This window comes from Rasiella rasia, assembly GCF_011044175.1.
Taxonomy (GTDB): Bacteria; Bacteroidota; Bacteroidia; order Flavobacteriales; family Flavobacteriaceae; genus Marinirhabdus; species Marinirhabdus rasia.
In genome coordinates, this window is record NZ_CP049057.1 from 446612 (window position 1) to 460676 (window position 14065).

A 14065-nucleotide genomic window follows, 5' to 3' on the forward strand; every position below is an offset into this window, starting at 1 on the left:
TATCTAGAAAAATTAATAAGCTACAGACGAATACTTTATATGAAAAAACTAGCATTACACTGGCAAATTTTATTAGGAATGGTACTCGGAGTGTTGTTTGCACTTCTTATGACTAACTTCTCATGGGGAAGTGACTTTATTGCCGACTACATAAAACCATTTGGTACAATATTTATTAGAGCTTTAAAACTTATTGCCATTCCATTAATTCTAGCGGCACTTATTAAAGGGATTTCAGACCTAAAAGATATCTCAAGCTTATCTAAAATGGGGGTTAGAACAATTATGACCTACATTGTGACCACAGTGATTGCCGTAAGTATTGGGCTAGGTGTAGTAAGTACAATTAAGCCAGGAGGTTCTATTAATGAAGATACTAGAAATGAATTGGTAGAAGCCTACGGTGGCGATGCAGAAAGCAAACGATTAGATGCGCAGAAGCAAAAGGAAGCTGGGCCATTACAAGCCCTAATAGACCTAGTTCCTGAAAATATTTTTAGCGCTGCCTCTAGCAACCGAAATATGTTACAAGTAATTTTCTTTGCCGTTTTCTTCGGAATAGGCCTTATTTTAATTCCAGAAGATAAAAGTAAAACGGTAAAAGATTTTTTTGACGGGGTTAATGAGGTCATATTGAAAATGGTTGATTTAATTATGTTGGCCGCCCCATACGGAGTTTTTGCGCTATTGGCCGCTTTGGTAGTAGAAGCTCCTAGCCCAGACCTATTTGCGGCTCTAGGTATGTATGCGCTCGCCGTAGTGGTAGGGTTATTACTTATGGTAGTGGTTTATGTGATTTTTGTAAAGGTATTTGCAAAAAAGTCACCTGGATTTTTCCTAAAGGGTATTGCACCTGCTCAATTATTAGCCTTTTCTACTAGTTCTAGTGCGGCTACCTTGCCTGTAACAATGGAGCGCGTAACAGAACACCTTGGAGTTGATGAAAAAGTATCAAGTTTTGTACTTCCTATTGGGGCTACTATTAATATGGATGGAACTAGTTTGTACCAAGCTGTAGCGGCAGTTTTTATTGCCCAAGCATTTGGTATGGATCTAAGTTTAGGAACACAATTAGGTATTATTGCAACTGCTACACTAGCATCTATTGGTTCGGCTGCTGTGCCTGGTGCTGGTATGGTAATGCTGGTAGGTGTATTGGGCTATGCGGGTATACCCGAGGCCGGATTGGCACTTATTTTTGCTGTAGATAGACCATTAGATATGTGCCGTACGGTGATAAACGTTACTGGAGATGCTACGGTATCGATGATGGTGGCTAAATCACAAGGAAAACTTGGAGATCCTAAAGTTAAAGATTGGGATGACAACTACGGAAAAGAGCATTAAAATTTATAGTGTTAGAAATCCTTCAATTCATGAATTGAAAGGTATACTTGCCTAAATTTCACGTTGTTTTTACTGAAATTTGCGTGTGATTTGTACCTTGCCAAGGCATTAGTATATTTTTTGATTGCACTGTGAGACTCCCCATGTCAATTTTTTAACATGGTATACAAAGTCTTTGGTTTTCTACTCGTTTTAATCTTTTTTCACAACAGCTCATTGCTAGCACAAGTAGGTATTGGAACTACAAACCCCTCAACCGCAACTGCACTCGATATAAGCAGTACTACAGATGGTATAAACTACAAAGGCTTATTGCCCCCAAGGGTGCCTAATAGTTCTGCTAGAGCAACAATTACCCCAAACTCAAGCACAGATGTTGGTATGGTACTGTTTTTAGAATCAAATGGATGTTATCAAATTTGGAACGGACTTACTTGGGAGAATATTCACTGCATTAATACTATTGCATTTACGGGTGTCGCCCAAAACTTCGATTTAGCAACTACGTGGGGGTATACGTCTGATGTAGCATATTTTGATAATGGTGTAGATGGTTTTTATGGTATAACTGATGCTTCCAACAGTATATTCAGTAACCTTTCTACGCTTACCAATAATTTTCTCGGCATTCGAGATTTAGACGACGAAGGTAACGGAACCACTGGTTTGGCAACTATTACGTTTGCCACCATAGATATTTCCGCAGCAATTGCCGGTACCACCGTAGCTTTTGAATATGCTACCTACCGCATGGACAATGGAGATGATGCCTTTTATACCATTATTATCGACGGAATACCACAGGCCACACAGCAATTTATAAATGGGAATGCGAATAGTACGAATTCAGGTACTATTTCGTTGCCAATTCCTCCGGGCAGTGTTTCTGTGTCATTACAACTTCAGTTTGAACAAAATGGGGAAGATGACGTTTTTGGGTTTGATAATTTTAGAATTATACCCAACTAAATTTTCAAATAAGACAGCTACAAATCATTATTCTCATAAGATTGCATAAAAACATTGTGGTTCTGCTTTGTTTTAGTAATTTAGTTTCACTACTAATCTTCGAAAACCAACGAATAAATGAATGTTTGTTTTATAATGTATCCATGGGAAGAAATGGATCCCGAAAATGATTCAACCTTAGCAATGATTCAAGAATGTGCCAAAAGGGGGCATGGTCTAGCTATTACAACTCCTGCAAATCTTACTATTCGCGATAGTGTTGCACATGCTTTTTGCCGATGCTTAAGACGTATGGAAAAAGTATCGAATAAGCTTAGTTCATTTCATAGCAGAGCAGAATTCTACGATGAAATGCTTCCTCTAGCGGGATTCGATGTAATTATATTGCGTAGCAATCCGCCGCTGGATATGATTATGCTCAATTTCTTAGACAGTGTAAAAGACGATGTATTTATTATGAATGACCTTGATGGAATTCGTCGTGCAAATAATAAGTTGTATACTGCAGTCTTTGAGGATGATAAGAATGAATTTATCCCAAGAACTCACGTAACTAAAAATAAAGAATACCTTAAAAAAACCATCAAAGAGGGCCCCGATCGCATGATTCTAAAACCACTTAATGGCTATGGTGGTTCTGGAGTTATATTGATTGAAAAAAGAGCCATGAAGAGTATAAATTCGTTACTCGATTTTTATATAGATAACAAAGACGGTACCTCAAACTATGTAATTCTTCAAGACTACATTGAAGGTGCAGATAAAGGAGACGTACGTATTCTACTATTAAACGGGCAACCTATAGGTGCTATGGCAAGGGTCCCAGGAGAAGAAGACCATAGAAGTAATGTCTCTGCTGGAGGTTCTGTTCAAAAACACTCGCTGAGTAAGCAAGAAAAGGAATTGTGTAGACGTATTGGGCCTAAATTAGTGAAAGACGGACTGTATTTCTGCGGAATAGATGTTATTGGTGGGATGTTGGTGGAAGTAAATGTAATGTCACCTGGGGGTATTACATATATTAATAAAGTATACAAAACACGTGTTCAAGAAAAAATAATCGATTTTATCGAAGATAAGGTTCAGGAACGTGTTAATGCCTTTGAGCGCAGAACAAAGCTTAGAAAACACGTTAGTGATGCATAATGCGTAAAATACATTCCAAATGCAACGGTTAGCTATTTCAGAAATAATAGAAAAAATAAACAACGAAGAAACATTTGAGGCAGTTGCTTCAGATTATTCGTTTACACTGAAAATTGACGAATATGTACACTACGTCTGTGGTGCAGTTCACGACGGTCATCAATTTAGAAAAGAATTGTGGAGTAATTGTCTTCATTCTGAATACGATAGATGGTTTGAAGAAGATCCATGCACGAAAGAATTTGTGCATACACACCCCATTGTAATAGCCGGATGTGACAGCAGGTTTGAATACGATCTAAACCGAGATCCTGAAAATGCAATTTATGAAGATGCCTGGGGAAAACAACTGTGGAAAGCACCTTTAGATATCGCAAACCGAAAAAAGAGTTTAGACAAGCATCAGGCTTTTTATAGTGTTGTATATGCGTTAATGCAGAAATTAGAAGAGAAATTTGGAGTTGTTGTGGTGTACGACATGCACAGTTACAATTGGAGGCGCTGGAATAGGGAAGTGCCTGTAATTAACTTAGGAACGGCAAATGTTGACAATGAGCGATTTGAACCTTTAATTGAGGCCTGGCGACAATCGCTTTCAGAACTAGAACTACCACATGATATTGAGTCAACTTCAAAAATCAACGACACCTTTCAAGGAAATGGATATTTTTTAAAATTTATCACCCAAAACTTCAAAAATACCTTAGTTTTGGCAACCGAATTTAAGAAAGTGTACTGTGATGAATTGAGGGAAATAATTTTCCCCGAGGTAGTAGCAGCAATTGAACAACAATTGCAGAACCGCCTTGTTTCTCACGCCAACATGTTTTACCACACCTACAAAAGTTAAGTATGGCAACTGCCAAAGCATTATTACATACGCACCCAAATCTCTTTAGAATTGATCAAAACCTGAACAAATTAGTTCAGAAAATTGAGCTACTTAACTATATCAACCCTATAAATATTGAAGCCGAAAAGCGTAACTTCTTTGCTTCTAAATACAATGTTAGTCCGAACTATAAGTATCGAAAAATAGATTTCGACGCTCACAAAGTGCAGCAACATTTATTCTCTCAAGATATTGACAGCATTAAAGATGAGGTGTCTAGAGATTTCTTTAGAGACGTTATATATGACTATTCAAGTCTCATACAGTGCATTGAAACCATTGGTAAGGGTCAAAAATTTTATTACAATGCCTTAAAAGCATTTGGAACGCCTACCGAGAAGGATGTTGAAAACGCACGTTTTATACTTCATTTTAAAGATGAAGAATACGACAGTGAAATGTTTCCAGTGTTTAGTGCCGAAGAGGCAGCTGCTTATTTTGAAGCATTTACGCAGAAGTATGATTTTAATTTCAATATGAAATATTCTACGAAGATTTCTGCGGCAGCAATGGTGCAAAATAATACACAAACTTTAGTGCTTAAAAAGAATCATCGGTATAGCGCCAATCAACTAAAGGTATTGGCAAATCATGAAATAGGTGTACATATGGTTACTACCTTTAACGGCCTTAACCAATCGTTAAAGATTTTCCATAACGGATTTCCAAAAAATGTTGAAACCCAAGAGGGGCTAGCTGTATTTAGTGAATACATGAGTGGGTGCCTAACTTTGCATCGTCTCAAAGAACTGTCTTATCGTGTAATGGCTGCAGATAGTTTACGTAAAGGCTTCAATTTTTGTGATACGTTCGATTTGTTGCATAATCAGTACAAGCTAAATAGAGAAGAGGCGTATAATATTTCGTTACGAGCTCACCGTGGAGGTGGCTTTACTAAAGACTACATGTATTTAACAGGATTAAAGAAGGTATATGATGCTTTTCAGAATAAGAAAGATTTAGCACCACTATTAGCGGGTAAAATTTCTTTTGAGCATGCCCATATAGTTTCAAAATGGCAAAAAGAGGGGTTAGCACAGGCTAATAGATACCAGAACTTGGCCTTTAGTGTAAACGAAAATACAAATACAACCTTAGATTTTATTTTGAAAAATTTGAAGTAAGCTAATTTCTGAAAGTCTTTTGAGAGAGGCGTTTATATTAGAATAAACCTATTCCTTTTAGTAATTACAGCTTGGCTTCAAATAGTTGATGTATAATTTTAAGCCGAATGATACATTCAAAAAATAAAAAAGGCGGGATTAATTTCCCGCCTTTTCTCATTACAAATTTCTAACCATTACTCTATGAGTAATTTCTTCATGAATGATTGACCATTCATATTAATTTGTACAACATACGTACCTTGAGATAGCATAGAAACGTTGAGTGATACTTCATTTTTATTAGCCGTTTGTGACATCACTTCCTGCCCTAAAATTGAATATACCGTTATGCTTTCAATAATATTTAATGAGCCAGACTTGATGGTCACTATATCTGACGCAGGATTAGGATACATTGAAAACTCATTGGCTGTGATATTATTGGTTCCAAGATAGAAGTCTCCATCGATTACTATATCTGTTATTGCCTCTGTATTTGCCACATAAACATAGTACGCTTGACCAGCTTGCACCAGTATACTGGCATCTGCACCAGGAACACATTGATTATCAAAGTAATCTACTAACGTTAGATCTGTCTCTACAGCATTTTCGTCTGGAGCACTATAAAAAGTTACCGATGTAAATCCGCCAGGGGTTGTTACAGATGCCGTTGCAGTTCCGTTTAGTTCAGCGACAAAGTTGTACCACACTCCTAAAACACCTGCGTTGTCACAGCCAATTGGACTACCAGCTTCGGTAGTAGCTGCTGGCATGGGTACTGCAACATCTGTATAAGGGAATCCTATTTCGTCTACATCAATGCTATTAGCAATCATATCGTTTGGGGGAGGTACAGGAAGACAGTCTAGACTTAAAGAAAAATCACCTGTACTATCGTCAAAACCATGCACTAGAATATAATAGGTAGTATTACCATCTCCTTGGAAGGATACCTCAGATTGTAAACCGCAAGAATCATCGTTGTCTATTTCACAAACCAATGCACCACAGTCTCCTGTATACACAGTTATTTTACTATCGAAAGTTGTTCCTCCATCACAGAGAGAAAGCGTATAGTTTGTAATAAGTCCACTTGTATCTTCAAAAACATACCACACGCCAGGAGCAGTAATGTCCTCTACACACGTTGGTGCAGTATCAATTGTTGCTTCAGATGTACTTCCTGCTAGGGTTTCACCACAATTTATAGGAAGTGCACCACTACAAAAATCGTTTTCAGGTAGTTCTTCACAGGTTATATTCATGCTAAAATTTCCTGAAGCCACATTGTTTCCTTCTACCATGATATAGTATGTTGATGTGCCATCAGAAACAAACTGAAGTTCAGACTGTGTTCCACAAAAATCATCATTCATCACAATCTCATTCGAAAGGTCGCAATTATCAAACACACGCAATACAGAATCGTAATCTGTACCACCATTACACAATGAAACGGTAACTAGCTCTAATGTTCCGGTTCCGGTATAGCTATAGAACTCGTCTGGAGCAGCATTACCACCGCTATCGGTATCAAAAATTGTCTCACCTAGGATTGTATCACCACAAACTACTGCAATTGCCTCGGCGCAAGCATCATTTCCAACACTAAACGGAAAGAATCTAGAAATATAGACATCGTAATTTGCAACCGATGTTTGTATGTCTTCTCCAGGAAATGGATTAAAATCTACACTATCTCTAAACGCACCAATTGAGATAGCTTCTCCCAAGTCGTTAAATAAAATATACGGACTGTTTTCTGACGCTGTCCCACCAATTGTCCAATGATTTTTGTATACACCATCTAAGCCAACCTGAATGGTGTAATTGTCTGCAATACCATTAGAAGTTACATTGGCTGTACCAGGTCCTGCATCAAAATCTGAGGTTCCAACAAAACTTCCCGAAACGAATACATCACCATTTGGTCCTTGTGTAATATCATAAACATCTTCTAGGTCTTCATTAGTTTCTCCACCAAATACGTAGCTCATTATATAGTTTCCATCAGTATCAAATTTTGAAAAGAATGGGTCTAAATCACCATTTGAAGTTACAGTATTATCTCCAGCGCTTGGATCTAAATCTACCGTTCCTGAAAAGGCTCCACCTACATATATTTCGTTGTTTATTTCAGTTATTATGTTTGAGAATTCAAGTGCAGCTCCTCCGAATGCTTGTCCCCAAATATAGCTTCCATCACTATCAATTTTGCTTACAAAAATATCGTCACTACCATTTGTGGCGTATGAGTCTGTTCCGATTCCGGAGTCTAAATCTACTTGATTTCTAAATCTTCCAAGCACTAGAATATCCTCGTTTGCGTCAAATTCAATGTCTTCAACTTCAACAATACCACCAGCACCTTCGTAGGTGTTTACCCAAACAAAGTTTCCGTCTGTGTCCAATTTCAGAATAAAACCATCTGGTGTTGAACTATCTGCAGAAAATAAAGTATTGTCTACCGCTGGATCTGGATCAAAATCTGCCAAAAGAAAAGAACCACCAACATACACATTCCCCGCGCTATCTACTTCAATAGTTTGAGCGTCTTCGTTAATTGGACCGAATCCAAATGGGTTACTCACTTGTTTTGCCCAAACAAATTGTTGGTCGCTGTCCAATTTAATTATAAATATATCTCTACTAAGTCCGAAGGCAGGTTGTAATAACGGAACAACTCCCGGTCCTGGATCAGCATCGAAAGGGTTCATAGAATTGGCGCCTTGAAAATATCCTGTTATATAAAGGTTGTCGTTGGCATCTACGGCTAGGTCTATCACAACATCGTCAAAACCACCACCAAAGCCAAGAACACCCAAAGGTGTACCGTCGCTATCGTGCATGGCAACGTATCCGTCTGCATTTCCACCAGCAATATTGATGGTGTCGGGCCCGAGGGTAATTGAATTTTGGTATAATCCTCCTGTAAAAATAGTTCCCTGACTATTCATCACAGAGCTATTGGCAGTATCAATTCCAAGATCCCCGTACGTAGTTGTGCCAAAATATTCTTGTGCAACACCTGTACCAGAAACTAGGATGCATAATAAAATAAGTACTTTTGCTTTCATCTTTTTCATGATTTTAATTATCTAAGTTAAATTGTAATCCAATCCCGCGAACACTTTCAATAGAGAGTGTAGGGTCTTCTTTTAAATGTTTTCTGATTCTACTCACAAACACATCCATACTTCTTCCAGAAAAGAAATCTGTTTTCCCCCAAACCTTTAAGAGAATTTCGTCTCGTCGTAATAATGTATTTCTATTTTTATAGAGATAGTAGAGTAGTTTTGCCTCTTTTTCTGTAATAGTGTTGGATTTATTATTAATGGTTAGCGTCAGGTTTGAATAATCAAACATATATGCTCCCAACGAAACCATTTCTTCATCTATTTCTATAACTTCAGTCTTTTGTTGTGCTGCTCTTTTAATAATGTTTTTCAGTCTTAGTAATAATTCTTCTGCCTCAAATGGTTTCACGATGTAATCGTCTGCACCCAGCTTCAGTCCTTTAATTCTATCTTCTTTGGTCTTTCTAGCAGTGAGGAACAAAAAGGGAGTTTCAGGTTTACTGTTTGCAATTTTATCGGCTAACGTAAAACCATCCATTACGGGCATCATTACATCAATAATGCATAGGTCAAAATCTTGATTTTTAATAATAGCATAGGCTTCAGCACCATGTAATGCCCATGTTACGGTGAACTTATTGAGTTCGAGGTAACGCTTTAGCATTTTACCAAAATCCTGATCGTCTTCAACTAATAGTAAATGTTTCATAGCGCCAGAGGTATTAGTATACTAAATGTTGTGCCTTTTCCTTTTCCGTTCTCTACAGAAATAGTACCGTTATGGGCCAGTATAATCTGTTTGGTGTAATACAAACCTAGTCCAAGCCCTTTATAATTGTGAGTGTCTTTTTCACTTACACGATAAAATTTATCGAATATATATTTGTGGTACTTTTTTGAAATTCCAATTCCATTATCTTTTACTGAAATAGTATGAGAATTTTGAACTGTATCTATAGCATATGTTACCATTAACTTGGTACCGCCGTACTTAATGGCATTGTTAAGTAAATTTATTATGGCAGTGCTCAGGTAAAATGAGTCGCCATTTAGTAATAAGCCTGTACTTTCAATTTCTCTATTAATACTTACATTTTTATCGACAGTTATTTCGTAATCGTTAAGTAAGTCATTTAAAAATGTGGTCACGTTAAACGATTCGTTTTTTAGTTGAATTTTTTGATATCCTAAACTGCTTTTTAGCACCTGATCGATTAGGTTTTGAAGTCGTGTATTTTGACGTTCAATAACTTGAATTGTGTCATCCACAACTTCCTTATTGCCCGAAGTATATTCGCTAGTCAAGGTTTTGGTAGCAAGCGACAGTGTAGACAAGGGAGTTTTTAGCTCGTGGGTGATATTGTTGATAAAATCTGTCTTAATATCGGCAACACGCTTTTGTTTGAGAAGATTTTGAATTGAATAATACAAGAGACCAACAACAAAGAGAAAGAGTACTGTAGATAAAAATAACAAAGTAGAAAGCTCTCGAATTATTAGACTATTCCAATTTGTAATGTTCATGAATATACTTGACTTAAAATTAAGGTCGTAGGTAACAGGCTTACCGTTTATCATGATGTCATGATCTTTTTGCCAAGTACTATTATTTATAAGCAAAGCATCTGTTTGTTTCATTTCGCTTCCTAAGAGTATGATAGTATCTTTAGCCGCTTTAGGATACAAAGTTTCTGTGTTACCCAAACTATCTGAAAGCGTTATTCCAGTTACTATTTTTTTAAACTGAATATCGAAATCTGCATCATACGCTTTAAGCCCATTGTTGAAAATTTCTAAGAACCCAGGATTTATTTCTTTGCTTTTTTTCTGAAGCGCATCTAACAATGCTTCATTTGTACTATTATTGGTTTTATACGCTTCAAGGTTTTGGAGAAAATCTGTTCTATACAACCATGCAATAGAGTCTATTGCAGGCGAAGTATAAATTTTTGCAATTGCATTTCGCGCATCAATAGTGATTGTCTTTTGTTTAAGCTCATAGCTATTGTAGATTAAATAGCCTTGAATTCCCACTAGTGAAAGTAGTGTGAGAATAGATAGTATTATGAGTAGTTTAAATTTCATTTGAAGTCAAATTTAAGAGGTAGTTCTTCAAATGTATTCAAAAATGAATGCGTTAACCGTTCGTTAACTTAACGAAACCGACAATAAATGTGTTTCTTATAAAAATTTAGCTCGTAATTCTGGTGTAGGAATCATGCAGCTATCCTTTTTACCGTACCATTTATAGCGGTTCTTAGCTACATAATCATACACCCAATTTCTTATAAATCTGGGTATAATCATAAAAACATAGAGTAGCGGATAGCCCCCTCCCAAATGTCTGGCAATTTTTAATGCAGCAGTAGACTTTGTATATGCTTTATTATTTGAAATTAGTATAATCGAATCTGTCTTAGAAGGGTCTATGGCATATTTTTTAATGATTGACTTTCCTGGTTCTTCCTGAAGTGCTCCAAAACGAAATAGATCATTCTTATCACGATGTATCACAAAATTCACAGAGCTGTTACAGAGGTTACACACCCCGTCAAAAAGGATAATTTTATGTTTTCGTGATGTCATACCTTTTCTAATTCTGTTAAACTAACGTTGGTGGTAAACATACCATAGTTTACAATTGCCTTTTTCTTTTCAATAGTGTCGATGGTACCAATAGCGCGGCCATCAATCATTCGCACTCGATCTCCTACTTTTAAAGTAACTTTAGGTTTTGGGGGTAGTTTTTTGGCAGCTATTTTTTCCTTCTTCTTTTCCTTTCTAATCACTGCCACCTTTTTTTCTACTTCCTGCTTTATTTCGTGCTTTTTCTGGCGAATCTCTTTTTTCTTTTTAGGGGCTATCTTTTTACGTTTGCTATTTTCTGTCAGTACCATTTTAAATAATTCATCCATCAAAGCTCGTTTCTGCTTGTTGTTGAAGTATTTTTCTGAAAGACTATCAAATTTCCTTCCCAGTGAGATTAATTTCTGATTGGAGTCATACAGCTCTTGATAACTCTCTAGTTTTTCTTGAACCTTTACGTTAATTGCTTCCAATTGCTTGCTTTCAATACGTGCTTTTTCTGCAGAAGATTCTAGTGTTTCAGACGTTTTCCGAAGCTTAGAGCGTTCCTTTTGTAAATTAGCAATAGTTTTATCAAACCGTACCTTTCCACGTTCAATTTTCTTTTTCGATTTATTTATTAAGCTATACGGTATACCATTTTTCTGAGCTACCTCAAACGTAAATGAACTTCCGGCTTCTCCCATTTGTAGTTTATATACGGGAGCCAATGTTTTACTATCAAACTGCATGTTGGCATTAACCGCATGTGGCAATTCGTTAGCTAGTAACTTTAAATTAGAATAGTGCGTTGTGATAATTCCAAATGCCTCTCGTTCGTAGAATACTTCTAAAAATGTTTCGGCAAGAGCACCACCCAACTCAGGATCACTACCTGTTCCAAATTCATCGATTAAAAAGAGCGTGTTTTTGTTACAGCGCTTTAGAAACTGATTCATTTTTTTAAGCCTATAACTGTAGGTGCTTAAGTGATTTTCTATAGACTGATTGTCTCCAATATCTGTTAGCACACGTTCGAAAAAGCAGAACTCACTCTGCGGTGCCACAGGAACGAGCAAACCACTTTGCAGCATTAGCTGTAATAAGCCCACCGTTTTTAATGTTATACTTTTTCCGCCAGCATTAGGTCCTGATATCACAATAATGCGCTTGTCTTGCATTATTTCTATAGACTGCGGAAACGTTTTCTCCTTGCGTTTTTGGTTGGCAACAAGAAGTAGGGGATGAAATGCTTCTACTAAAGATAATTGCCGATTGTTTGTCAGTCTTGGAAGTACCGCATTAATCGTAGCACCATAACGAGCTTTGGCATATATAACATCTAATTCGGTAACATAGGCTTGATAAGCTGCCAAATCGTATTGAAACGGTCGTACAAACTCTGTGAGCGCTTTTAGAATTTTCTTAATTTCTTCACCTTCTTCATAGATTAGGTTGCTAAGCTCATTTGCAAACTCAAGGGTCTCTTGAGGCTCTATATATACAAGACTTCCAGTTTTAGACTGTCCTAAGACCGCGCCCTTCACCTTTTTCCGGTGCATGGCTTTTACCGCCAACACACGTCTGTTATCTACAATGGTCTCTCTAATTTCGTCTAAATAATCTGAACCCGAATACCTACTTAATGCTTTTGTAAAAGAAGAGTTAATCTGACTCTTTACTACGTGCAATCTCCGTCTAATAAGTCCTAGTTCTTCAGAGGCATCGTCTTTTACCTCCCCATATTTATCGAATATTTTTTTAATTTCAATAGCAATGGCAGGAGTGAAGCTAACTGCTTCAGAAAATGCTTGTAATTCTATATAGAATTCTTCAAACTTTTTAAAAAACTTAAGTAGGGTTTGTGTTGTTTCTGAAAGCGCTAGTAACTTCCTAAAACTAAAACGTTCTAAGGTGCTGTTTTCAATCTCTAAAAGCTGAAGCTCCTTAAATATGGGCTCAAAGCCATGATTAGGTATGGGAGAATCACTACCAAAAGAAGCAGTAAATTCTTTAACTCGTTGCAAGGAGGGAAGTACATTGTCAACATCTGCAAACGGTTCAATTTTCAAGACCTGATCGTTTCCCGGCGCTGTGATACAGAATTCCGACACCTGTTGCAAAACAGTTGGAAATTCTAAATCTATTAATGTCTTTTGATGAATTCTTATCATAGCTTGTGTAAAATAACTACCTGTTAAACGTCATTTCTTTCTAATACAGGTTAGCAACGGCTAAAGTTTCTTAATTTTACGTTGCAAAAGTACGCATAATGGATATAAAAATTGAGTCGAGTTGGAAGTCTGTTCTAAGTCAAGAGTTTGAGAAACCTTATTTTAAGGAGCTCACTCGATTTGTGAAAAATGCGTATTCAGAAGTGCAGTGTTTTCCTCCGGGTAACCGTATTTTCTCGGCATTTGACCATACGCCATTTAATGATGTAAAAGTTGTAATAATTGGGCAAGATCCTTATCATGGACTTAGGCAAGCCAACGGACTCTGTTTTTCTGTGGCAGATGGGGTGAGTATTCCTCCTTCATTGCAAAATATCTTTAGGGAAATAAAAGATGATGTTGGGGTTCATATTCCAACTTCTGGCAATTTAGAGCGTTGGGCTTCGCAAGGCGTACTGCTGTTAAATGCTACACTCACTGTTCAAGCACATCAGGCTGGGAGTCATCAGAAAAAAGGATGGGAAACGTTCACAGATGCTGTGATTTCTAAATTGTCTGAAGAACGAGAAGGGATTGTATTTTTACTGTGGGGAGGCTATGCAAAAAAGAAAGGTGCCAAAATAGACAACAGCAAGCATTGCGTATTAACCAGCGGTCATCCATCGCCTTTAAGTGCCAACAGGGGATATTGGTTTGGTAACAAACATTTCAGCAAAACAAATGCGTTTTTAGCAAAAACAAATCAACAAGTCATTAGTTGGTAAATGGAACAAAATTTGATTATTA

11 protein-coding genes are annotated in these 14065 nt (G+C 37.0%); 6 read left to right on the forward strand and 5 right to left on the reverse strand.

Annotated features, from left to right (window positions below; genetic code table 11):
• Nucleotides 1–39: 39 nt before the first annotated feature.
• The 5 genes from G5B37_RS01975 (at nt 40) to G5B37_RS01995 (ending at nt 5478) form a co-directional block, all read left to right on the forward strand.
• Nucleotides 40–1347, forward strand: a complete 1308-nt coding sequence (locus tag G5B37_RS01975) for a dicarboxylate/amino acid:cation symporter (protein ID WP_164678379.1) — start codon at nt 40–42, stop codon at nt 1345–1347.
• Between the two features lie 159 nt (nt 1348–1506).
• Complete coding sequence (locus G5B37_RS01980; RefSeq protein WP_164678380.1) at nt 1507–2316, forward strand: hypothetical protein; 810 nt, start codon at nt 1507–1509, stop codon at nt 2314–2316.
• 117 nt (nt 2317–2433) lie between these two features.
• Nucleotides 2434–3462, forward strand: coding sequence for a glutathione synthase (gene gshB, locus G5B37_RS01985; RefSeq protein ID WP_164678381.1), 1029 nt, complete (start codon nt 2434–2436; stop codon nt 3460–3462).
• Between the two features lie 19 nt (nt 3463–3481).
• Nucleotides 3482–4312, forward strand: coding sequence for an N-formylglutamate amidohydrolase (locus G5B37_RS01990; protein WP_164678382.1), 831 nt, complete (start codon nt 3482–3484; stop codon nt 4310–4312).
• Between the two features lie 2 nt (nt 4313–4314).
• Entirely contained in the window at nt 4315–5478 is a 1164-nt protein-coding gene (locus G5B37_RS01995; RefSeq protein ID WP_164678383.1) for a flavohemoglobin expression-modulating QEGLA motif protein, read from the forward strand.
• A 176-nt stretch (nt 5479–5654) separates the two neighbouring features.
• Here G5B37_RS01995 and G5B37_RS02000 read toward each other — a convergent pair whose 3' ends face one another.
• From G5B37_RS02000 to G5B37_RS02020, 5 genes are all read right to left on the reverse strand, one after another.
• Nucleotides 5655–8549: a T9SS type A sorting domain-containing protein gene (locus G5B37_RS02000; protein ID WP_164678384.1), complete on the reverse strand. Its 2895-nt coding sequence runs from the start codon at nt 8547–8549 to the stop codon at nt 5655–5657.
• 4 nt (nt 8550–8553) lie between these two features.
• Entirely contained in the window at nt 8554–9249 is a 696-nt protein-coding gene (locus G5B37_RS02005) for a response regulator transcription factor (RefSeq protein ID WP_164678385.1), read from the reverse strand.
• Nucleotides 9246–10625, reverse strand: a complete 1380-nt coding sequence (locus G5B37_RS02010; protein ID WP_164678386.1) for a sensor histidine kinase — start codon at nt 10623–10625, stop codon at nt 9246–9248. Before G5B37_RS02010 ends, G5B37_RS02005 begins: the two co-directional genes overlap by 4 nt.
• A 96-nt stretch (nt 10626–10721) precedes the next feature.
• Complete coding sequence (locus G5B37_RS02015; protein WP_164678387.1) at nt 10722–11126, reverse strand: thiol-disulfide oxidoreductase DCC family protein; 405 nt, start codon at nt 11124–11126, stop codon at nt 10722–10724.
• Complete coding sequence (locus tag G5B37_RS02020; RefSeq protein ID WP_164678388.1) at nt 11123–13279, reverse strand: endonuclease MutS2; 2157 nt, start codon at nt 13277–13279, stop codon at nt 11123–11125. Before G5B37_RS02020 ends, G5B37_RS02015 begins: the two co-directional genes overlap by 4 nt.
• Before the next feature lie 98 nt (nt 13280–13377).
• Between G5B37_RS02020 and ung the strand changes: the two genes are divergently transcribed.
• The gene (ung, locus tag G5B37_RS02025; RefSeq protein ID WP_164678389.1) at nt 13378–14043 is read left to right on the forward strand and encodes a uracil-DNA glycosylase; all 666 of its coding nucleotides are present in this window, start codon (nt 13378–13380) and stop codon (nt 14041–14043) included.
• Nucleotides 14044–14065: the final 22 nt, after the last annotated feature.